Source organism: Mycobacterium sp. 134, from assembly GCF_048282715.1.
GTDB lineage: Bacteria > Actinomycetota > Actinomycetes > Mycobacteriales > Mycobacteriaceae > Mycobacterium > Mycobacterium septicum.
The window spans coordinates 4690691-4712145 of record NZ_JBLVUN010000008.1 but is presented as its reverse complement, the minus strand read 5'-3'; the positions used below and the strand labels follow the sequence as shown (position 1 = coordinate 4712145).

Annotated in this window: 24 protein-coding genes and 1 pseudogene; 2 read left to right on the top strand and 23 right to left on the bottom strand. The window is 66.6% G+C overall.

Translation table 11 applies throughout. The features are described from left to right. Positions 1–6 precede the first annotated feature (6 nt). The 14 genes from nuoK to ACNQVK_RS27165 form a co-directional block, all read right to left on the bottom strand. The gene (gene nuoK / locus ACNQVK_RS27230) at positions 7–306 is read right to left on the bottom strand and encodes an NADH-quinone oxidoreductase subunit NuoK (RefSeq protein WP_044516943.1); all 300 of its coding nucleotides are present in this window, start codon (positions 304–306) and stop codon (positions 7–9) included. Positions 307–310: 4 nt separating this feature from the next. Further along, positions 311–1072, bottom strand: a complete 762-nt coding sequence (locus ACNQVK_RS27225; protein ID WP_418032014.1) for an NADH-quinone oxidoreductase subunit J — start codon at positions 1070–1072, stop codon at positions 311–313. Then, positions 1069–1593, bottom strand: coding sequence for an NADH-quinone oxidoreductase subunit NuoI (nuoI, locus tag ACNQVK_RS27220; protein WP_418032013.1), 525 nt, complete (start codon positions 1591–1593; stop codon positions 1069–1071). The genes ACNQVK_RS27225 and nuoI overlap by 4 nt, the downstream gene beginning before the upstream one ends. Further along, positions 1586–2809: an NADH-quinone oxidoreductase subunit NuoH gene (gene nuoH / locus ACNQVK_RS27215; RefSeq protein ID WP_044516948.1), complete on the bottom strand. Its 1224-nt coding sequence runs from the start codon at positions 2807–2809 to the stop codon at positions 1586–1588. The genes nuoI and nuoH overlap by 8 nt, the downstream gene beginning before the upstream one ends. Continuing rightward, positions 2809–5193, bottom strand: a complete 2385-nt coding sequence (locus tag ACNQVK_RS27210; protein ID WP_418032012.1) for an NADH-quinone oxidoreductase subunit G — start codon at positions 5191–5193, stop codon at positions 2809–2811. The genes nuoH and ACNQVK_RS27210 overlap by 1 nt, the downstream gene beginning before the upstream one ends. A gap of 31 nt (positions 5194–5224) precedes the next feature. Beyond that, positions 5225–6541 (bottom strand): NADH-quinone oxidoreductase subunit NuoF, encoded by a 1317-nt coding sequence (gene nuoF, locus ACNQVK_RS27205; RefSeq protein ID WP_418032011.1) that lies wholly within the window; start codon positions 6539–6541, stop codon positions 5225–5227. Next, positions 6538–7266, bottom strand: coding sequence for an NADH-quinone oxidoreductase subunit NuoE (gene nuoE, locus ACNQVK_RS27200; RefSeq protein WP_418032010.1), 729 nt, complete (start codon positions 7264–7266; stop codon positions 6538–6540). Before nuoE ends, nuoF begins: the two co-directional genes overlap by 4 nt. Then, on the bottom strand, positions 7263–8567 hold the full coding sequence (gene nuoD / locus ACNQVK_RS27195) for an NADH dehydrogenase (quinone) subunit D (RefSeq protein ID WP_418032009.1): 1305 nt from the start codon (positions 8565–8567) through the stop codon (positions 7263–7265). Before nuoD ends, nuoE begins: the two co-directional genes overlap by 4 nt. Then, the gene (locus tag ACNQVK_RS27190; protein WP_418034362.1) at positions 8567–9244 is read right to left on the bottom strand and encodes an NADH-quinone oxidoreductase subunit C; all 678 of its coding nucleotides are present in this window, start codon (positions 9242–9244) and stop codon (positions 8567–8569) included. Before ACNQVK_RS27190 ends, nuoD begins: the two co-directional genes overlap by 1 nt. Positions 9245–9270: 26 nt before the next feature. Beyond that, on the bottom strand, positions 9271–9825 hold the full coding sequence (locus ACNQVK_RS27185) for a NuoB/complex I 20 kDa subunit family protein (RefSeq protein ID WP_036388633.1): 555 nt from the start codon (positions 9823–9825) through the stop codon (positions 9271–9273). Next, complete coding sequence (locus ACNQVK_RS27180; RefSeq protein ID WP_044516957.1) at positions 9816–10184, bottom strand: NADH-quinone oxidoreductase subunit A; 369 nt, start codon at positions 10182–10184, stop codon at positions 9816–9818. The genes ACNQVK_RS27185 and ACNQVK_RS27180 overlap by 10 nt, the downstream gene beginning before the upstream one ends. A 173-nt stretch (positions 10185–10357) precedes the next feature. Next, positions 10358–10756, bottom strand: a complete 399-nt coding sequence (locus tag ACNQVK_RS27175) for a hypothetical protein (protein WP_409542380.1) — start codon at positions 10754–10756, stop codon at positions 10358–10360. Between the two features lie 64 nt (positions 10757–10820). Beyond that, positions 10821–11336: a YceI family protein gene (locus ACNQVK_RS27170; protein ID WP_418032008.1), complete on the bottom strand. Its 516-nt coding sequence runs from the start codon at positions 11334–11336 to the stop codon at positions 10821–10823. A 37-nt stretch (positions 11337–11373) separates the two neighbouring features. Continuing rightward, positions 11374–11763: a nuclear transport factor 2 family protein gene (locus tag ACNQVK_RS27165; RefSeq protein ID WP_418032007.1), complete on the bottom strand. Its 390-nt coding sequence runs from the start codon at positions 11761–11763 to the stop codon at positions 11374–11376. 58 nt (positions 11764–11821) lie between these two features. Between ACNQVK_RS27165 and ACNQVK_RS27160 the strand changes: the two genes are divergently transcribed. Then, entirely contained in the window at positions 11822–12457 is a 636-nt protein-coding gene (locus ACNQVK_RS27160; protein WP_418032006.1) for a class I SAM-dependent methyltransferase, read from the top strand. A gap of 5 nt (positions 12458–12462) precedes the next feature. Here ACNQVK_RS27160 and ACNQVK_RS27155 read toward each other — a convergent pair whose 3' ends face one another. The 8 genes and pseudogenes from ACNQVK_RS27155 to ACNQVK_RS27120 all read right to left on the bottom strand — a co-directional run bounded on the left by ACNQVK_RS27155 (position 12463) and on the right by ACNQVK_RS27120 (position 20079). Next, positions 12463–12819 carry a DUF6285 domain-containing protein gene (locus ACNQVK_RS27155; RefSeq protein ID WP_418032005.1) on the bottom strand — a complete coding sequence of 119 codons (357 nt, stop codon included), beginning with the start codon at positions 12817–12819 and terminating at the stop codon, positions 12463–12465. Continuing rightward, positions 12816–13796, bottom strand: a complete 981-nt coding sequence (locus ACNQVK_RS27150) for a phosphotransferase family protein (protein ID WP_418032004.1) — start codon at positions 13794–13796, stop codon at positions 12816–12818. Before ACNQVK_RS27150 ends, ACNQVK_RS27155 begins: the two co-directional genes overlap by 4 nt. After that, on the bottom strand, positions 13793–15037 hold the full coding sequence (locus tag ACNQVK_RS27145) for an acyl-CoA dehydrogenase family protein (protein ID WP_418032003.1): 1245 nt from the start codon (positions 15035–15037) through the stop codon (positions 13793–13795). Before ACNQVK_RS27145 ends, ACNQVK_RS27150 begins: the two co-directional genes overlap by 4 nt. 33 nt (positions 15038–15070) lie before the next feature. Beyond that, on the bottom strand, positions 15071–15682 hold the full coding sequence (locus ACNQVK_RS27140) for a TetR/AcrR family transcriptional regulator (protein ID WP_418032002.1): 612 nt from the start codon (positions 15680–15682) through the stop codon (positions 15071–15073). Positions 15683–15689: 7 nt separating this feature from the next. Next, positions 15690–16592, bottom strand: coding sequence for a hydroxymethylglutaryl-CoA lyase (locus tag ACNQVK_RS27135; protein ID WP_418032001.1), 903 nt, complete (start codon positions 16590–16592; stop codon positions 15690–15692). A 1-nt stretch (position 16593) separates the two neighbouring features. Next, positions 16594–17792: pseudogene (locus ACNQVK_RS27130) on the bottom strand (CaiB/BaiF CoA transferase family protein). Continuing rightward, positions 17789–18967, bottom strand: coding sequence for an alpha/beta hydrolase family protein (locus tag ACNQVK_RS27125; protein ID WP_418032000.1), 1179 nt, complete (start codon positions 18965–18967; stop codon positions 17789–17791). The pseudogene ACNQVK_RS27130 and the gene ACNQVK_RS27125 overlap by 4 nt, the downstream one beginning before the upstream one ends. 20 nt (positions 18968–18987) lie before the next feature. Beyond that, positions 18988–20079, bottom strand: coding sequence for a homogentisate 1,2-dioxygenase (locus ACNQVK_RS27120; RefSeq protein WP_418031999.1), 1092 nt, complete (start codon positions 20077–20079; stop codon positions 18988–18990). A gap of 175 nt (positions 20080–20254) precedes the next feature. Here ACNQVK_RS27120 and ACNQVK_RS27115 point away from each other — a divergent pair, with 175 nt between their 5' ends. After that, entirely contained in the window at positions 20255–20812 is a 558-nt protein-coding gene (locus ACNQVK_RS27115; protein WP_418031998.1) for a type 1 glutamine amidotransferase domain-containing protein, read from the top strand. A gap of 7 nt (positions 20813–20819) precedes the next feature. On the opposite strand, the gene ACNQVK_RS27110 is transcribed toward ACNQVK_RS27115, so the two are convergent. Beyond that, positions 20820–21443, bottom strand: coding sequence for an NAD(P)H-dependent oxidoreductase (locus ACNQVK_RS27110; protein WP_418031997.1), 624 nt, complete (start codon positions 21441–21443; stop codon positions 20820–20822). Between the last annotated feature and the right edge of the window lie 12 nt (positions 21444–21455).

Here is a 21455-nt window from a genome sequence, read left to right as displayed (position 1 = left end):
TCGCCCTTAGTGCCTCAGCAGGCTGGCATCGTCGACCGAGGCCGAACGGCGGGTGCGGAAAATCGTCATGATGATGGCCAGGCCCACGACCACCTCGCAGGCGGCGACCACCATGGTGAAGAACGCCACCACCTGGCCGTCGAGCTGACCGTGCATGCGGGAGAACGCCACGAACGCCAGATTGGCGGCGTTGAGCATGAGCTCCACGCACATGAACATCACGATGGCATTGCGTCGCAACAGCACTCCTGACGCGCCGATGGTGAACAACAACGCCGACAGGTACAGATAGTTGTCGGGATTCACGGCATCACCCCTCCCCGTTCGCCGAGTTACTCATCGTGCGGTGCGGCAGAATGGCGCTGACCGATGACGCCGCGTCGGAGCCGTCGGGCAGCCGGGCCGGGACGTCGACCGCGTTGTGGCGGGCATAGACGCCGGGGTTGGGCAGCGGGGTCGGATGCCCTCCGGCCTGGAACCGTTCGACGGCCAGTTCGCGCTGGGTCTTGCGGCGCTCGACGCGTTCCCGGTGTGCGAGCACCATCGCGCCCAGCGCCGCCGTGATCAGCAGTGTGCTGGTCAATTCGAACGCCCACAGGTAGCGGGTGAAGATCAGCGCCGCGAGCCCCTCCACATTGCCGCCGCTGTTGGCCTGCGCCAGCCCGGCGAAACCGGCGACCGATACATTGCCGATCCCGGCGATCAACAGGATGCCGAATCCGGTACCGGCGGCGAGGGCCGCAAGACGTTGGCCGCGCAGTGTTTCCGCGAAGGATTCGGAAAGGTCGACACCGATGAGCATCATCACGAACAGGAACAGCATCATCACCGCACCGGTGTAGACCACCACCTGGACCACCCCGAGAAACTGGGCGCCCTGGGCGATGTAGAGCACCGCCAGCGAGATCATGGTGCAGGCCAGGAAGACCGCGGAGTACACCGCTTTCGGTGCGGCTACCACTCCGATGGCGCCGAGCACTGCGACGGTCCCGAGGATCCAGAACAGAATCGCCTCCGACGTCGACGTGCTCGCCATGCCTTGCGCGGCGAGTAGCACGACGTCGGGGCTCACTGGACGTCCTCGGTCAGCGGGTTGATCCGGCCGAGGTAGTAGTCGTCGTCGGTGCTGCCCGGTGCCATGTCATGCGGCGGCACCTGCATGCCGGGTTGAAGCGGGGCCAGCAGCTTGTCCTTGCCCCAGATCAGATCCGCGCGGTTGTCGTCGGCCATCTCGTACTGGTTGGTCATCGTCAGGGCGCGTGTCGGGCACGCCTCGATGCACAACCCGCATCCGATGCAGCGCAGGTAGTTGATCTGGTACACCCGGCCGTAGCGCTCACCGGGTGAGAACCTTTCCGCGTCGGTGTTGTCGGCGCCTTCGACGAAGATGGCGTCGGCCGGGCAGGCCCAGGCGCACAACTCGCAGCCGATGCACTTCTCCAGGCCGTCGGGGTAGCGGTTGAGCTGATGGCGGCCGTGATAGCGCGGTGCCACCGGACCAGGTTTCTCCGGATACTGCTCAGTGAGTGTCTTTTTGAACATCGAACTGAACGTGACCGCGAATCCGGCCAGGGCGTCGAGGAGTTTAGGCATCGACGGCCTCCTTCCCAGCGTTCGGCAGCGGCGGTACCGGATAGGCCCCGGTGCTCTGCTGCGGTATCGGCTGAACGGTTCTGCCCCGCAGCGCCTTCCACAGTGCGACGGCCAGCACCGCGACGACGACCACCGCCGTGGTCACCAGGCCGGTGGCCCAGTTGTGGTAGCCGTGCTCGCGCAGGCTGTGGGTTACCGCCACGACCATGATCCAGACCAGGGACACGGGGATGAGCACCTTCCAGCCCAATGCCATGAACTGGTCGTAGCGCAACCGGGGCAGGGTGGCCCGCAGCCAGAAGTACAGGAACATGAACGTCCACACCTTGGCGGTGAACCACAGCAGCGGCCACCACCCGCTGTTGGCGCCGTCGATCAGGTTGAACGGGAACGGCGCATGCCAGCCGCCGAGGAACATCGTGGTGGCCAGGGCGGAGACCGTGGTCATGTTGACGTACTCGGCGAGCATGAACATGGCGAACTTCAGTGACGAGTACTCGGTGTGGAACCCGCCGACCAGTTCTCCCTCGGCCTCAGGCAGATCGAAAGGCGCCCGGTTGGTTTCGCCCACCATCGAGGTCACGTACACCACGAACGAGGGCAGCAGCAGGAATACGTACCAGGTGCGGTCCTGCGCCGCGACGATGCCGGAGGTGGACATGGTGCCCGCGTAGAGGAACACCGCGGCGAACGACAAGGCCATCGCGATCTCGTACGAGATCACCTGGGCGCTCGATCGTAGGCCACCCAGCAGGGGGTAGGTGGATCCGGACGCCCAGCCGGCCAGGACGATGCCGTACACCCCGATGGAGGTGACGGCGAGGATGTAGAGCACCGCCACGGGTAGATCGGTCAGTTGCAGTGCGGTGCGGTGACCGAACACCGAGACTTCGCCGCCCATCGGGATCACCGCGAACGCCATGAACGCCGGGATCACCGAGATGATCGGCGCCAGAAGGTAGATGGGCTTGTCGATTCCGGCGGGGGTGAGACCCTCCTTGAGAGCGAGTTTCACGCCGTCGGCCAATGACTGCAGCAGGCCCCAGGGACCGACCCGGTTCGGGCCGGGCCGCAGCTGCATGCGGCCCAGCACCTTACGTTCGATCAGGATCGCGGAGAGCACCGTGAGGAGCAGGAAGACGAACACCCCGAGCGCCTTGGCCAGGATCAGCCACCACGGGTCGTGACCGAACAGAGTGGGGTCGGGGTAGGTCATCACTCGGCCCGCCCGATCGAAACCAGTGCTCCGGCAGTCACCCCGAGTTGGCGATGGATCGCCGACCCCGGGGAATTGGTCGGCACCCACACCACCCGGTCGGGCATCTCGGCAATCGAGAGCGGCAGAGTGACAGCGCCGCGATCGGTGCTGACGGTCACCGGATCTCCCGGCGTCACACCGAGTTCGGTGGCCGTGGCCGGAGAGAGGCGCACCACGGGGCTGACCGCGGTGCCGGCCAGGTACGGTTCGCCGTCCTGAAGGCGTCCCGCGTCGAGTAGCAGACGCCAGCTGGCCAGCACTGCCTGCCCGGGGCCCGGTGCCGGGGGCGGCGAGGGTGCGCACGACGGGCCGGCGGCGCGGGGCCCGGTCCAGGTGCCGAGGTGGGCCAGCTCGCTGTCGGCGGCTTCGGGCCCGGTCAGACCGAGGTCGACGCCGATCTCGTCGGCCAGGTAGTGCAGCACCCGTAGGTCGGGGATCGCGTTGGTCTGCAGTGCCGGCTTGAACGGGCGAATCCGGCCTTCCCAGTTGAGGTATGCGCCGCCCTTCTCCACCACCGGCGCCACGGGGAAGACCACGTCGGCCAGTTCGGTGACCTCGCTCTCGCGCAGCTCCAGGCTCACCACGAACGGAGTGGCGCGCAGTGCGGCCAGCGCCGTGGCCGGGTCGGGCAGGTCGGTGACCTCGACGCCACCGACGATGAGCGCCGAAAGGTTTCCGTCGGCGGCCGCGGCCAAAATGGCACCGGTGTCGCGGCCCGCGCCATCTGGCAGATCGGACGTGTTCCACACGGCGGCGGTCTGATTCCGGGCCTCGGCGTCGTCGACGGGGCGTCCGCCGGGCAGCAGGTTCGGCAGGGCACCGGCTTCCAGCGCGCCGCGCTCGCCGGCCCGGCGCGGAATCCATGCCAGCCGGGCACCGGTGGCCGAGGCGAGTCGAAGGGCAGCCGACAGTGCACCTGGTGAGGTGGCCAGTCGTTCACCCACCAGGATCACCGCACCGGGGCGTCGCAGCCGCTCGTCTGTCTGCAGCGCATCCAGTGCGGCAGCTTCGGTCCCCGGAACCGCCGGAATCAGTGTGCCCGCCATCTTGGTCAGCCCACGGCTGGCGAAGGGTGCCACCGCGATTACCTGCTGGCCATTCTTGCGGGCGGCCTTGCGCAGCCGCAGGAAGACGATCGGGGATTCCTCTTCGGGCTCCAGCCCTGCGAGCAGTACCGTCGGTGCCTTCTCCAGTTCGGCGTAGCGCAGCGTCATGGGTTGTCCGGCGATACGTGCCGCGAGGAAATCTGCCTCCTCGGCGGAGTGCGGCCGGGCACGGAAGTCGATGTCGTTGGTGCCCAGCACCATTCGGGCGAACTTCGAGTATGCATAGGCATCCTGCACCGTGGTGCGCCCGCCCACCAGTACCCCGGTGTTCGTGCCTGCGGCCAGCAGTTCGGCCCCCGCCACCGTCAGCGCCTCCGACCACGAAGCCGGCCGCAATACACCGTCCTCACGGATCAACGGCGTGGTGATCCGGTCGCCGACGGTCGCGTAGCTGAAGGCCCATCGGCCCTTGTCGCAGTTCCATTCCTCGTTGACCTCGGGATCGTCGCCGGCCAAGCGGCGCAGTACCTTCCCGCGTCGATGGTCGGTGCGCTGGGCGCAACCCGACGCGCAGTGCTCACAGACACTGGGGCTGGAGACGAGGTCGAACGGCCGGGCCCGGAACCGGTACGCCGTTCCGGTGAGGGCGCCGACCGGGCAGATCTGCACGGTGTTGCCGGAGAAGTACGACTGGAACGGTTCGCCCGGGGCGATGCCGACCTGTTGCAGCGCACCGCGTTCCAGCAGCTCGATGAACGGGTCTCCGGCGATCTGTGCGGAGAACCGGGTGCAGCGCGCGCACAGCACGCACCGTTCACGGTCCAGCAGTACCTGCGCGGAGATGTTGATGGGCTTCGGGTAGGTCCGTTTGACGTCCTCGAACCGGGTTTCCGGGCGCCCGTTGGACATCGCCTGGTTCTGTAGCGGACATTCGCCGCCCTTGTCGCAGATCGGGCAGTCCAGCGGATGGTTGATCAGCAGCAGCTCCATCACGCCACGCTGTGCCTTGTCGGCCGCTTCGGAGCTGTACTGGGTGTGCACCACCATGTCCGGGCTGACCGTGGTGGTACACGAGGCCATCGGTTTGCGCTGACCCTCGACCTCGACGAGGCACTGCCGGCACGCCCCGACCGGATCGAGCAGCGGGTGATCGCAGAACCGGGGGATCTGGACGCCCATCAGTTCGGCGGCGCGGATCACCAACGTGCCCTTGGGGACACTGATCTGTTCACCGTCGATGGTGAGCGACACCATCTCCACCGGCGGGGTGTCCTTGGTCGGCTCAGCCAATGTCATTTGCGGCCCCCTTTCCTGCGGTGAGAGTCATCTACGCACCCGCCCCTTCGGTCGCCATCAACGTCGAGGCGTGCGGATCGAACGGGCAGCCACCGTCCAGGTGCGCCACGTACTCGTCACGGAAATGCTGGATCGAGGAGATGATCGGGCTGGCCGCACCGTCTCCCAATGCGCAGAAAGACTTTCCGAAGATGCCGTCGGCGATGTCGAGCAGCTTGTCGATGTCGGCCTGGCTACCCGCCCCGGTTTCCAGCCGGGCATAGATCTGGGCCAGCCAGTAGGTGCCCTCGCGGCACGGTGTGCACTTCCCGCATGATTCGTGGGCGTAGAACTGCGTCCACCGCCGCACGGCCCGCACCACACAGGTGGTCTCGTCGAAGATCTGCAGTGCCTTGGTGCCGAGCATGGATCCGACGGAGGCCATGCCCTCGTAATCCAGTGCCACGTCGATGTGTTCGGCCGTCAGCAGCGGTGTCGACGAGCCGCCCGGAGTCCAGAACTTCAGAGAATGGCCAGACCGGATCCCGCCGGCGTAATCGAGCAGTTCGCGCAGCGTGATCCCGAGCGGCGCTTCGTACTGGCCGGGCCGGTTGACGTGACCCGACAGCGAATACAACGTGAAGCCAGGGGATTTCTCCGATCCCATCGACCGGAACCAATCCACACCGTTGACGAGGATGGGCGGGACGCTGGCGATGGACTCGACATTGTTGACGACGGTCGGGCATGCGTAGAGGCCGGCGACGGCGGGAAACGGTGGGCGCAACCGTGGTTGGCCGCGCCGGCCCTCCAGGGAATCCAGCAGTGCGGTCTCCTCGCCGCAGATGTAGGCGCCCGCACCGGCATGCACGGTCAGTTCCAGGTCGACGCCCGAGCCCAGGATGTTGTTTCCGAGATATCCGGCCGCATAGGCTTCGTCGACGGCGGCCTGCAGACGCCGCAGCACGGGCACCACCTCGCCGCGTACGTAGATGAACGCGTGGCGAGCCCGGATCGCATAGGCCGCGATGATGACACCCTCGACCAGGAAGTGCGGAGTGGTCAACAGCAGCGGAATATCCTTGCAGGTACCGGGTTCCGACTCGTCGGCGTTGACCACGAGGTAGTGCGGCTTGGCGCCCGCCCCGTCTTCACCCTGCGGGATGAACGACCACTTGGTCCCGGTCGGGAAACCGGCGCCGCCGCGTCCACGCAGCCCGGAATCCTTGACCAGCGCGATCACGTCGTCCGGCCCCATCGCCAGGGCCCGCTCCAGCCCGCGGTAACCGTCGTGGCGGCGGTAGGTGTCCAACGTCCACGGTTCTGGTTCGTCCCAGAATCGGCTGAGTACCGGGGTCAGTGCGGTCATGTGATAGGACCTGCCTCAGGAGTGGACATTCCGCGTTTCCGGGCCTCGCGCAGGCCGGCCAGGGTGGCCGTCCCGGGGGCGCCGCCCGGGACATGCGGATTGGTCAGGCCGGCCAAGGTGCGAGCCGTTTCCCGGAAGGTGCACAGCGGTGCCCCGCGGGTCGGTGCCGGGGGTGTCCCGCCGCGTAGGCCGTCCACCAGATCTCGTGCCGACGACGGAGTCTGGTTGTCATAGAACTCCCAGTTCACCATCAGCACCGGGGCGTAGTCGCACGCCGCGTTGCACTCGATGTGCTCGAGGGTGACCCGGCCGTCTGCAGTCGTATCCCCGGCGTGGATGTCCAGATGATCCTGCAGTGCATCCAGGATGGCGTCGCCGCCCATGATCGCGCACAACGTGTTGGTGCACACGCCGACGAGATATTCGCCGGTAGGGGTGCGCCGGTACATCGAATAGAACGTGGCCACCGCGGTGACCTCGGCATCGGTCAGTCCCAACAGCCCGGCGCAGAAACCGATTCCGGCGGGGGTGAGGCATCCGTCCTGCGCCTGCACCAGGTGCAGCAGCGGCAGCAGCGCCGAGCGGGCGTCGGGGTAACGGGCGATGATCTGCTCGGCGTCGGCAGTGAGCCGGGCTGTCACCTCCTCCGGATATGCCGCGGGCCCGTTGATCGGCGGGCCCGCTTCATCGGGGCGTTGCCCCAGCTCCAGGAACACTTCAGTCACCTATCCACACCTCCCATGACCGGATCGATCGACGCCACCGCCGCAATGGCATCGGCCACCATGCCGCCTTCGCACATCGCCGCCACCGCTTGCAGATTCGTGAACGAGGGGTCGCGGTAGTGCACGCGGTAGGGCCGGGTGCCGCCGTCGGACACCATGTGCACCCCGAGCTCCCCCCGCGGGGACTCCACCGCGACGTACACCTGCCCGGCCGGTACCCGGATGCCCTCGGTGACGAGCTTGAAGTGGTGGATCAGCCCCTCCATGGAGTGGCCCATGATCTTGGCGATGTGCTCGGGGGAGTTGCCCAGTCCGTCCGGGCCGACCTTGAGATCGGCCGGCCAGGCGAGCTTCTTGTCGGTGATCATCACAGGACCGGGGCCGATTTTCCCCAGCTTCTCCAGGCACTGCTCGACGATCTTCAACGACTCCCGCATCTCCTTGACCCGGATGATGTACCGGCCGTAGGAGTCGCAGCGGTCATCGGTGATGACGTCGAATTCGTAGTCCTCGTATCCGCAATACGGTTGTGCACGACGCAGATCGTGGGGGAGTCCGGTGGAACGCAACACCGGACCGGTGATCCCGAGCGCGATGCACCCGGTCAGATCGAGATACCCGACACCGACGGTGCGCGCCTTCCAGATGTAGTTCTCGTTGAGCAGATCCTCCAAGTCCTGCAAGCGGTTCGGCAGCAGATCGACCAGTGCCCGGACCTGGCTGACCGCGTCGTCGGGCAGGTCGGCCGCCAGCCCGCCCGGCCGGATGTAGGCGTGGTTCATGCGCAGGCCGGTGATCGACTCGAAGACCCGCAGGATCTCTTCGCGTTCCCGGAACCCATAGAACATGGCCGACATCGCACCCAACTCCATACCGCCGGTGGCCAGCGCCACCAGATGTGAGGAGATCCGGTTGAGCTCCATGAGCATCACCCGCACGACGCTGGCCCGTGGCGGGATGTCGTCGGTGATGCCGAGCAGCTTCTCCACACCCAGGCAGTACGCCGTCTCGTTGAAGAACGGCGAGAGGTAGTCCATCCGGGTGACGAAGGTGACGCCCTGGGTCCAGTTGCGGTATTCCAGGTTCTTCTCGATGCCGGTGTGCAGATAGCCGATGCCGCAACGGGCTTCGGTGATGATCTCGCCCTCGATCTCCAGGATCAACCGAAGCACCCCGTGGGTCGACGGATGCTGGGGACCCATGTTGACCACGATGCGTTCGCCGGCGTGCTCGCGGGCCGCGGCCACCACGTCGTCCCAGTCCTGTCCGCCGACCACCACGACGGGGGATTCGGTGCTCATCAGTTGTAGGACCTCCGCTGATCGGGCGGCGGAATCTGCGCGCCGTGGTACTCGACCGGAATCCCGCCCAGCGGATAGTCCTTGCGCTGGGGATGGCCGATCCAGTCGTCGGGCATCTCGATCCGGGTCAACGCCGGATGCCCGTCGAACACGATGCCGAAGAAGTCGTAGGTCTCGCGCTCGTGCCAGTCGGTGGTGGGATATACCGAGAACAGCGACGGTATGTGCGGATCTCCGTCGGGCGCCGCGACTTCCAGCCGGATCCGGCGGTTGTGGGTGATCGACATCAGCGGGTAGACCGCATGGAGTTCGCGGTCGGTGTCGTCGGGGTAGTGGACCCCGCTCACCCCGAGGCACAGCTCGAACCGCAATTGGGGATCGTCGCGAAGGACGCTGGCCACGGCGGGTAGTTGGACCCGGCTTACCTCCAGGGTCAGCTCATCTCGATGAACCACCACGCGCTCGATCGAGACCGCATAGCGCTCCTCGCCGAGGAGGTCGGCGAGCCGGTCGATCACCTCGTCGAAATACCCGCCGTAGGGCCGGGGGGAGCCGCCCGGCAATGCCACCGAACGCACCAACCGGCCGTATCCGGACGTGTCGCCCGTGCCCGTGGCGCCGAACATGCCGCGGCGCGTCCCGATCACCTCGGGCCCCTGACCGGTGCCCGCGTCGATGCTCTCGCCGCTTCCGTTGACCGTGCTCACCGCAGCAGGCCTTTGAGTTCGATGGTGGGTGTGACGGCCAGTGCGGCCTGTTCGGCTTCCCGGATGGCCTCCTCGCGGTTCACCCCGAGCGGCATCTGCTGAATCTTGTCGTGCAGCTTCAGGATTGCGTGCAGCAGCATCTCCGGTCGTGGCGGGCAGCCGGGCAGGTAGATGTCCACGGGAACCACGTGATCGACGCCCTGGACCACCGCATAGTTGTTGAACATCCCGCCCGAGGAGGCGCAAACCCCCATGGCCAGCACCCATTTCGGCTCGGCCATCTGGTCGTAGATCTGTCGCAGCACCGGCGCCATCTTCTGGCTCACCCGGCCCGCCACGATCATCAGATCGGCCTGTCGCGGCGTCGCCGAGAAGCGCTCCATGCCGAACCGGGCGATGTCGAAACGTGGTCCGGCGGTCGACATCATCTCGATGGCGCAGCAGGCCAGGCCGAACGTGGCGGGCCACAACGACCCTTTACGCACGTAGCCTGCGACTGCCTCGACCGTCGACAGCAGGATTCCACCTGGCAGACGTTCCTCTAGTCCCAATTCAGGCCCCCTCGCCGCCAGACATAGGCGTATGCCACGAACACCGTGAGCATGAACAGCAGCATCTCCACCAGCGCGAACAGACCGAGACTGTCGAACGCCACGGCCCACGGATAGAGGAAGACGATCTCGATGTCGAACACGATGAACAACATCGCGGTCAGGTAGTACCGGATCGGCATGCGCTGGCCGGTCACGCCGGCGGCCCCGGGCTGCATCGGCTCGATCCCGCATTCGTAGGCCTCGAGTTTGGACCGGTTGTAACGGCGCGGGCCGATCACGAGCGCGATCCCCACGGAACCTACGGCGAACGCGGCCGCGATCGCTCCGAGAACCAGGATGGGCGTATATAAATTCATGCCACTTATCGCTCCCTCGCTGGGCTGTCGATGTGAGCTAACCCACAGCCTAGCGAGGTTTGCGGCCTGCGCCACACATTTTGGTTAGTATCGTTTCATATCGGGGCAGCGTGTCGCTGCGGCCACAGCCATGCCGCGAACAATCAACGGCAGCAGGGCAATTCGCGAAGAAGCTACTGGACCGGGGTGCGCAACAGCGACACCACCGCGTCGCCCAACCGGATCGGGTCGATCGGGTGTGGCACCGCCGCCTCGGCCTGTGACCAGCTAGCCAGCCAGGCATCGTCGGGCCGCCCGGTGAGCACCAGGATCGGCGGGCACTTCGCGACCTCGTCCTTGAGCTGTTTGGCCACCCCCATGCCCCCGGCGGGGGTGGCTTCACCGTCGAGGATGGCCAGGTCGATACCCCCGGCGTCCATCCGCGAGACCACCATCGGTGCGGTGGCGATCTCCACGTATTCCAGTTCGGGCAGTTCCGGATGCACGCGTTTGCCCAGTGCGAGACGTACCTGTTCGCGGGTGCGCGGGTTGTCGCTGTACACCAGGATGTGCAGCGGCGCGGGGCCGGCCATGACGCCGATGCTACTGCTCAGGGTGCCGTGGACCGGACAACTCAGCGAATTCTGTTGCGGGGCATCAGACTCGGGTGAACACAAGTTCACCCGACAGGACCGTCGTCGGACCGACCATCCCGAGCAGGTCTCCCGACACGCCGAAGTCGTCTCGCTGAACCTCACACCGGCCCGACAGTCGCAGCGCGCCGTCGTCGAGTACCTCCGCGTCGACCGGTAATTCGACGGGCTTCGACACTCCGCGAACCGTCAGGACCGTCGTCAACCGCACGCTGTCGTCGGACGGCTCCAAACCTGTCACCTGCACGGTGATGTCGGGATGAGTCTCGACGTCGAAGAAATCGGCCGACCGCAGATGGTTGTCCCGCTTACCGATCCCGGTGCGGACCGATGCCGCTGCGATCACCACCTGGCCGTTCACCCCGGTGCCGGCGGATCCTTCACCGGTGAACTCGGTGAACCTCCCGGTGACCGTTGCCAGGCCCCACAGCGTCTTGTTCCGGAACGTCACCGTGGACCGGTCCGGGTTCAGCGTCCAGTTTCCGGCGCTCGCGGTCAGGATGTCGCTGGTCGTGGCCATGACACCTCCATTTCGTCGGTTCGGTTCAGGTGGACGTTCAGGTGAACAGCGGCGCGATGTCCTTCGGATCGAAATACTCGTCGATGCGATGGATCAGACCGTCGGTACCCACTCTGATCACGATGCACACCCGCAGTGCGATCAATGTGCCGTCACGGGTACCGGCGTGCAGGACATGTTGCTGGACGAAGCCGCCGTCGAAGAACTGCCGGTCCAGCACCTCGTAGTGGCGCTCTCGGGTGGCGTTGATGAACCAGTCGATGACCTTCAGCGCGCGGGTCCGGTCGTTGTCCTTCGGATCGCCGGCGTGCCATACCGCGACGTCGTCGGCCCACAGTTGGGCCACGCCCGCCTTGTCGCCGCGCTCGATCGCAGCGAACAGTCGGTGTGCGACGTCGTCGACGACTGAGACTTCGGCAGGGGACATCATCGGCTCCTCGGTTAGGGCTTGACCTAAATGGCCATTCAGGTTTCAGACTCGAATCATGAACTCCACGCCCGCACATTCGCTGTTCGACGAAGCCTACGAGTCCCGTTCCGCGCCGTGGGTCATCGGCGAACCGCAACCGGCCATCGTCGAGTTGGAACGCACGGGCCGCCTGGGCGGCAAGGTGCTCGACGTCGGCTGTGGCGCCGGCGAGCACACCATGCTGCTGACCCGGCTCGGCTATGACGTGCTCGGCATCGACTTCTCCGAACATGCCGTCGCCCAGGCCCGTGAGAACGCCGCGCAGCGGGGTGTCGACGCGCATTTCGCCGTCGCCGACGCGACCCGCCTCGGCGAGTCGCCGGGCCCGCGTTACGACACCATCGTCGACAGCGCGCTGTTCCACGTCTTCGACGACGCCGACCGGCCTCGCTATGTGGCCAGCCTGCACCGAGTGGCCCGTCCCGGTGCGACGGTGCATGTTCTGGCACTGTCGGACGCGGGCCGTGGATTCGGGCCGCAGGTCAGCGCCGAGGTGATCCGCCGGGCCTTCGCCGAGGGCTGGGAACTGGAGGCCCTGGCCACCACGACGTACCGCGGCGTGGTCGGCGCTGCTCATGCGGAGGCGCTGGGCGAGCAAGTCGGAGCCCGGGTGGACGAGCCGGCGTGGCTGGCCCGGATCCGCAGGCTCTGACGGGTTCACTGCTCGTCGTAGCCCGGATGCGCGGCGGCAAGCCGTTGACGTACCAGGGCACGCAGGCAGGCGGTGACGTCGTCGGGTCGGTCGTCGAGTTCACCGGCCCGGATCGCCGCGGCCAGCACGGCCTCATCGGTGAACCCGAGACCCGCCAGGGCCGTCAACGAGGTAGTGGCCCCATCCGGGGTGTCGGAGGCCAGCAGTTCGCGTTCGACCATGCGTAGCGCGTTGGCCGCGACCCTGGCCTGGAATTTCACCGGAGCCGCGACCGTCTCACTGTCGCGCACCTCGGTGTCGAGGAATTCGGCGACGGCGGCGACGAGCTCGGCCGCCGTCGGCCGTCCGTACAGGTTGCTCACCAGCTGCTCCCGTCCAGCAGACCCAGCAGGTCCCACTCGGTCTCGCAGACCCGACGGCCGATCGTGGCCAGCTCCACCGAACGGGTCTGCCCGCTCAGGTGACGTTCGGCCTGATAGCGGCAGATGACGCCCCAGCGCAGCGTGGCGAGCACGAGCCACCACCGGATCGCCGACCTGTCGAGGGTGGCGCCGCCGGCTTCCTCATAGGCGTTCAGAAAACTCTCGATGCTGCCCAGCCCGCCGGCGCCGAGGGCTGCCGGGGCCCCGAACCGCCAGGCCCGGATGCAGAACCAGGTCAGGTCCTCGTACACCTCGCCGAGGTGCACCAACTCCCAGTCCAGGACCGCGGCCAGGCCCGAGTCGTCGACGATCACATTGCCCATCCGGAAGTCGCCGTGCACCAGCCGCACTGGCGACGCGGGCGGCCGGTTGGCGGCCAGCCAGCGAAACGCCCACTCGAAAGTGGCCGTGGTGTCGCCCATCTCGTCGAGCTGTTCGCGCCACTGGGTCAGCTGGTCCTGCTCGACGAGACCGGGTAGTGCGGGCGGTGAGGCCCGGTGGATGGCGGCCAGCGCCTGTGCGCACTGGGTGAGCAGCCGGGTCCGGCCGGCATCGTCGAGCCGGCGTTGGATGCGCCGCACGATGGTCTCGCCACCGATGAAGTCACAGATCAGGAAGGGATCACCCAGCGCGGCAACGGAATTGTCGGCGACCAGAACGTGGGGGACCGGTGCCCCGGCCAGCGCCGCCGCCCGTTGGGCGCCGGCCTCCAGTTCCATCCCGGCATGTATCTCGTCGGGCGCGCCGGTGCGCAGGATCAGCGGACGCCGAGCCGAGTCCGTGACGGCGTCGAAGGACCAGGTGGTGCGGCTGGCTCCGCCGGTCAGCTCGCGCAGATTCTCCACCGCCGGTTCGTCGCCCAGCACCGGCGTGAGGACCTCGACCAGCCGCGGAACGAGGAGGGCGGCCTCGCTCACCGCTTGGCCTTGCCGAACCCGAACAGCCGCTGCGCCACCCGGCGCATCTGGATCTCCTCGGCACCTTCGGTGATGCGGTAGCGACGATGATGGCGGTAGATGTGCTCGAACGGTTCGTGACGGCTGTAGCCGATGCCACCGTGCACCTGCATGGCCCGGTCGGCGGCTTCGCACACCAGGCGGTTGGCGCGGTAGTTGGCCATCGACACCTTGTCGGACACCTCCATGTGGTGGTTGTGGTCCAACTGCGTTGCCGCGTACCGGACCAGCAGCCTGACCATCTGCGCCTCGGTCTGCAGTTCCACCAACGGCCACTGCACGGCCTGGTTCACCGCCAGTGGCTTGCCGAACACCATGCGCCGGTTGGCGTAGTCCACCGCGCGGTCGATACAGAACTGGGCCGCGCCCAAGCTGCTCGCCGCCTGACGAATCCGGTTCTCGTGCAGGAACGTCTGCCCGACCTCCAGGCCGCGGTCGACCTCGCCGAGCACCGCATCGGCGGGCACCCGCACGTTGTTCAGCTCGACCTCGCCGTGATCGGTGGGCATGTTGAACGTCCACCAGTAGAACGGGACGGTGAAGCCCGGGGAGTCGGTGGGCACCAGGAATGCGCTGATGCCACGGGCCTGTCCGGGTTCGCCGGAGGTCCGGGCGAAGATCAGATCGTGGGTGGCGCGGTGTACTCCGGTGTTCCACCGCTTGCGCCCGTTGATGACCCAGCCGTCCCCGTCAGGTGTCGCGGTGGTCTCCAGCCAGGTGGCATCCGAACCGTGGTCGGGCTCTGTCAGACCGAACGCCATCGACCGCTTGCCGGTGAGCATCGCCTCGACCCATTCGGACTTCTGCGCCTCGGTACCGAACCGGTCCATCATGATCACCTGCGGGAAGTTGCCCACGATCGAGGACTCGTCCTGCAGATCGTTGTGCAACCCGAGGCCCTTGTGCGCCAGGTGTTCCCGGATGACCGCCATGTCCAGGTTGCTGCCGTCACGCCCACCGAATCGGGCGGGCAGGCCGTACCGCAGCCACCCGGCCGCATCCGCACGCCGACGCATCTCGTCGAGCAGGTCCTCCCAGGCCCGGGCGGGCACTCCGCCGTTCTCCCAGTCGGTGCGGGCATATTCGCGGCGCTGGTCGAAGTACTGCATGTGCTCACGCTCAAGCGGCTTGATCTCGGCCTCGATGAACTCGTCCATCTCGGTGAGCACGGATGAAAGATGTTCGGGCAAAGCGAAATCCACGATGATCTCTCTTTCTCGGGTCAGAGGCTCGGGTCAGAAGCCGTACAAGGTTCTCTTCCAGATGGTGGACAGGGTGGCGATGGCGTCGGCATCGCCGATCTCGATGCCGAGTCCGGACTGGCCGACGAAGACGGTGGTGAAGTTCTCGAACAACAAGGCGATCGCCGCGCCCACGTGTTCCGGCTGCAGTCCTTGAGCGTGGCCCTGTTCCTGGGCGTGGCGCACCGACGCGATCACGATGTCGATGCCGAACCGCCGGAACTTGTTCTGCACGTTTGCGAATCGCTGCTGGGTGGCCGCCAGCTGGGCTACCGCGATCATGATGCCGATGTTCTGTTTGAAGATGTTCCAGTAGCCGGTGACCACCGTGGTGAAGAAGTCGGTGTCGTCGGGGGAGTCCGGCAGGTGCAGATTCAGTCCGGATGGTTCCACGACGTCGTGCAGGAACGATTCGGCCAGCGCCGCCAGCAGATCTTCTTTGTCGGTGAAATACCGATAGAACACCGCCGGGCTCTTGCCCGCGGCCGAGGTGATGTCGGACAAGGTGGTGCCGTGAAAGCCCCTCTCGGCGAACAGCTTCCGCGCGGCCAACTCGATGGCGGACCGCGTCTGTCGGCCCTTGGTGCCCAGCTCGGCGGCGGTCATCGACGCCTCAGCCCAAGATCCGGTCGCCGGCCCGCAGCAGCGCGCTGGGAAGTTCATGGCCCACGGCATCCTGGGCGACACGGGCCGCGTCGATGGCCGCGGTCAGTTCGACATCGACCTCGATATCGCTGTCGCGCAACATGTAGACCAGGTCTTCGGTGGCGATGTTGCCGCTGGCACCCGGCGCGAACGGGCAGCCGCCCAAACCGCCGACCGACGCGTCCAGGCGGGTGACCCCGGACTGGACGGCCGCATAGGCACTGGCCAGTCCCGCGCCGCGGGTGTTGTGGAAGTGTGCGCCCAGTGGCAGGTCACCGATCAGCGGCCGGACCTTCTCGATCAGCGAGCTGACCCGGCGCGGGGTTGTGGTGCCGATGGTGTCGGCGATCGCCAGGCGGCTCGCTCCGAAACCGACGGCAGCCGAGGCGATGTCGAGCACCCGCTGCGGATCGGTCGGGCCGTCGAACGGGCAGTCCCACGCCGTGGCGATGATCACCTCCACCGAGGTGTCGCTGTCACCCGCGATGGCCACGATGTCGGCGATCTGTGCCGTTGCCTCGGCCGAGGTCCGTCCCACGTTGGAATGGGAGTGGGCATCGGAAGCGGACACCACGTACTCGATCGAACGCAGGCCGGCGGCGATGGCGCGTTTGGCGCCGTTGGGGCTGGCCACCAGCGCGGAGAACTCCACCTCGGGGAATCTGTGTAGTTCTTCGGCGAGTTCGGCCGCGTCGGCCAGTGCCGGCACTTTCGAAGGTGAGACGAATGCCGTGGCCTCCACCTCCCGCACTCCTGTGGCGACGATCGCTTCGAGGATGGCGACCTTGGCGGACAACGGAATCGGCGTCTCGATCTGCAGGCCGTCCCGCAGGCACACCTCGCGGATATCGACCTTCGTCGGCAGGTTCATCTCACAGCACCCCCTCTGTACGCAGGGTTTCCAGGTCTTGTGCACTGCGCCCGAGCAGGTCGCCGTACACCTCGTCGTTGTGCTGGCCCGGGCTGAGCCGGCGTTGCGGATCGTGCCGGGTGACTCGGAGAGCACCGGGACCACGCCCGGGCCTTTCACGGTCCGTCCGATCCGCTCGTCGAAGTGATCGGCGATCATGCCACGGGCCTGCAACTGCGGATCCTGCACGACCTCGGCCACGGTGTTGATCGGCCCGCTGATAACTCCGGCCTGCGACAGGGTTTCGATGATCTCCTCCGGCTGCCGTTTGCCGGCCCAATCGCCGATGATCTTGTCCAGCTCGTCCTGATTGCGGCCGCGGGCAACGTGATTGGAGAACCGGTCGTCGGTCGCCAGCTCAGGGCTGCCCATCGCCGCGCACAACCGGCGGAACACGGTGTCCTGGTTGGCGGCGATCACCACCCAGCTGCCGTTGGCGCTCTGGTAGATGTTCGACGGCGCGATACCTTCCAGCCGCGTGCCCGACGGCCCGCGAACCACCCCGCCGATGTCGTAGTCGGGGATGGTGGATTCCTGTATCGCCAGGCAACTTTCGGTCAGCGCGGTGTCGACGATCTGCCCCTCGCCGGTGACGGTCCGCCGGTACAGCGCGGCCAGGGCGCCCTGAGCGGCGAACATGCCGGCCAGGCTGTCGCCCAGCGACAGGGCCAGCCGCGGCGGGGGGCCGCCGGGGAACCCGTTCATGTGCCGCAGCCCGCTCGACGCCTCGGCCACCGAGGCGTAACCTGCCTTGCCGGCGTCCGGGCCGGTCTGTCCGTATCCGGACACCCGCACCAGGATGATTCCCTTGTTGCGTTCGCGCAGAACGTCGTAGCCCAGATTCCACTTCTCCAGGGTGCCGGGCCGGAAGTTCTCCACGATGATGTCCGACTGCTCGACCAGCTCCAGGAACAACTCTCGGCCCTTGGCGGTGCGGAGGTCCAGGGTGACGGCCTTCTTGTTGCGGGCGTGCACGGTCCAGAAGAAGTGGTGCCCGTCGAGTTCGGCCTGTCCCCAGGTGCGCAGCGGATCCGGGGTGGACGGGAGTTCGATCTTGATGACCTCGGCGCCCATGTCGCCGAGCAGCCTGCCGGCGAACGGGCCGGAGATCAGGGTGCCGAGCTCGATCACCCTGATGCCGTCCAAAGCTCCGGTCGTCATGCCGGATCCAGCGAAAATCCGTGCCGGTGCAGCCAATCCGTGCAGATCGCGACGGCCTGGCGCAAGGTGCCGCGCTGATCCGGGCCCGAGTAGTAGTGGTTGGCGCCGGGGATCTCGTGCATCTCCTTGTCGGAGTGACCGATCGCTTGATAAAGCCGGCGGGTGTGACTGGGCGTGCAGGCGTCATCGGCCAGGTTCCCGATCACCAGGGCGGGGACCGCGATATCCGGGCCGGCCTTGACGGCGTCACCGTTGGCGTCGTCGTAGCTCCACTGCGACAGCCAGCTGCGCAGCGTGCAGAATCGCGCCAGGCCGACGGGACTCATGTTGACCACCTGGGGATCACCCAGATAACAGGTTCCGGGTTTGCGATCGTTGGGATCGACGGTGGGGTCCAGCCATCGCGGGTCGGCCATGGTGCCGTGCACGACGAACGCGAACTCGTCATCCGGCCGCCCGGCGGCCCTGAGCTCGGCGAGCTTCTCTTTGACCCACTTGGTGATTCGCCGGTTGCGGGCGATCTGGGCCTGGTGGTAACGCTCCAGGAACTCCGCTGTGTAGGGCGGCTGGTTGGGATTGTCCGGGTTGTACAGGTCCAGCTCGGGGTCGCGCTTGGAGGGATCGTTCTCATCGAGGATGGACGCGTCCATCCACTCGGTCATGGTGCCGTGCCGGCTGATGTGGGCCGCCAGCAACATGATTCCGTCGGCGGGGATCAGGCCGAGCTTGGTGAGGTCGGGCCCGTCACCGGACGGGCTCGCCGTCACGGTGGGATTCTGTGCCTGCTGCTGGTAGAACACCGACAGCGACCCACCGCCGCTCCACCCGGCCAGCACCACCTTGTCGTAGCCGAGCCGGTTCTTCGCGTCCTTGATGCACTCGCCGAGATCCTCGACCACCTTCTCCATGAGCAGTGCCGAGTCGGTGCCCCGGAACCGGCTGTTGCAGTAGATGACATGGTGTCCGGCGCGGGCCAGGGCATTGATCATCGGCAGGTATGCGCCGCCGCCGATCGGGTGCATGAACACCAGCACCGTATCGGAAGGTTTCGATTTCGGCCGCAGCAGGTAGCTCTCCAGCACCACGAGCTCGGCGACACCGCCGTACACGTCGCGCACCGACGAGTTGTTCTGGTAGGCAACCAGATACGGGATGCGGTCGTATTCGTGCTTCACAGGTGCTTCTACGGTGGTCACTAGTGCTGCCCCAGATCGTTGGCGAGGATTTCGGCGGACGGGATGAGACGGCGACGGGTGTCGATGGCGATCACCGACCAGTCGACCCGGTCGTAGTCGTCGAACTTGCGGCGGGCTCGTTCCCGCGCTTTCTCTGGTGCCCCGTGGTGAACACCCTGCGGTGCATGGGAGACCAGGCCGGGCGGCATCGGGATGCCGTAGAGCGAACCGCTGTGGAAGAACGCGATCTCGTCGTAGTCGACGTTGCGGTGATACCACGGGGTGCGCTCGGTGCCCGGCACGCTCTCGGCGGGCTTGGGCAGGAAGTTCATCACGTACACGCCGGTGGCCTGCATGAAGAGGTGCACGGTCGGTGGCAGGTGCACGCTCTCGGAGGTGATGACGGTGTAGTCCTCGATATTGAAGGTGAACGGGAAGTTGTCGCCCCGCCAGCCTTCCACGTCGAGCGGATGATGTTGGTAGAACAGCGAAGTCGGACCACTGTCATGGATCAGCCGAACCTCGTACTCGTCCCGCCCGTCATCGTCGATGGGCTGCGGTTCGGGGATGGTCACCTGCGCCGGGTCAAACGGGAAGTGGCGGCCCAGGGTGCCCGCCGGCGGGACCCGGAAATCCTCGGTGGCCTGGATCATGAGCCACGTGCTCTCGGTCTCGGGCACCTGGCGGAACGTGCACGCCTTGGGGATGTAGACCCAGTCGCCCTCGCGGTAGCGCAGCGGGCCGAACTCGGTCTCCAGCAGGCCCGATCCCTTGTGTACGAACAACAGCAGGTCGCCGTCGACGTATCGGACGAAGAACGGCATCTCCTCGGTGCGCCGGCTCAGCAGGACCTGGCAGTCGGCGTTGGAGAACATGAGCAGCGGGCCGCCCCGGGCATCGGTGGCGTCGCTGGGCTTGAGCTCACTGGACAGCACGTCGGTGGGGCGCAGCGGGCCGACGGTGCGGTAGGCGGTGGGGTCGTTGCGCCGGTACATGTTGGCGGTGCGGCCGACGAAACCGCCGCGACCGAGTTCGTCGTCCTTGAGGCCGTCGAGGTCGGCATGCACCCGTTTCGGGGTCTTGCCTTTACGCAGGTGGACGAAGGATTCCATGCTCGACTCCTGAAGGGTGCGGGCTAAAAACTGAAAGTGACTTTACTTTTTGTTACGGCCGGTGACAAGAGGCGGGGGGACTGAACTTCTGCGTTTCGGGTCCGGCCTCCCGGGGTAGCCCTCGAGCGGGCGCCCAGGCTCTCTGCTGCCCGCCGGTGTCAACGAAAGGACTGTCATGAGAAAGGAATTGGAAGGCCGCAGGGTCGGGATCCTTGCCGCCGACGGTGTGGAGCGCATCGAACTGGAACAACCGCGCGCGGCCGTCGAGAACGAGGGTGGCCACGTCGAGCTGCTGTCGCTTCGGGCCGGCGAAATCCAGGCCCGCGATCACGATCTCGAACCCGCGGGCAGCTTTCCGGTCGACCGCACGGTCGCCGAGGCGAAGGTCGATCAGTTCGACGCGCTGATCCTGCCGGGCGGGACCGTGAACCCGGACAAGTTGCGTCTCGACGAAACCGCGGTGGCCTTCGTCCGCGATTTCGTCCGGTCGGGCAAGCCCGTCGCGGCGATCTGTCACGGTCCGTGGACCCTGGTCGAGGCGGACGTGGTGCGCGGCCGCACGCTGACCGGCTATCCGAGTATCCGTACGGATCTCGGCAACGCCGGTGCCACCGTGGTGGATCGGCAGGTCTGCATCGATGGCAACCTGATCACCAGCCGCGCTCCCGGCGATCTGCCCGCGTTCTGTGAGGCGATCACCGAGGCGTTGGCGTGTACTCCGGCCCAGACCTGAGCGCCGGTCAGGCCTCGGCGGCGCGGGCGGCTTCCCGGGCCAGCTCGACCGCCTCCGCGCGCATCTGTTCCCGTTCAGCAGGTGTCCACCGGGTGGTGGGCTCCACGACAAGGGTGTCGACGCGGTAGCCCAGCATCCCGAACACGTACTCCAGATAGGGCTTCTGGAAATCCTGCAGCTCAGGGTGGCGCCCGTCGTACGCGCTGCTGCGGGTCAGGATGAGCTGCAACGGTTTTCCCTCGCCGAGGGTGCCGACGTGTTCACCGCGCTCGTTCAGGGTGAAGCTGGCCACCGGTTGCACGATGATGTCGATCCACGCCTTGAGCGCATGCGGCACATGCCAGTTCCACATGGGGGAGGACACCACCAGGCGGTCGAAGCCGCGCACCCGCTCGATCTCGCCGAGCACCTGCTGCCATAACGCCTGCTGATCCTCGGTGATCGGTTCGCCGAACAGTTGCGCGAACTTCGCGATCGCCGCATCCCGGCCGAACCGCAGCACATCGTCGTCCCATACCGAGAACCGTTCCACCCCGCCGACGCCGTCGGCGGCATCCAGATAGGCCAATGCCAACTGTGAGGACAGCGCGTCGTCCCCTTTTGGGCTGGCCTCGATCCACAGAGTCCGCATCAGTTCAGCTCC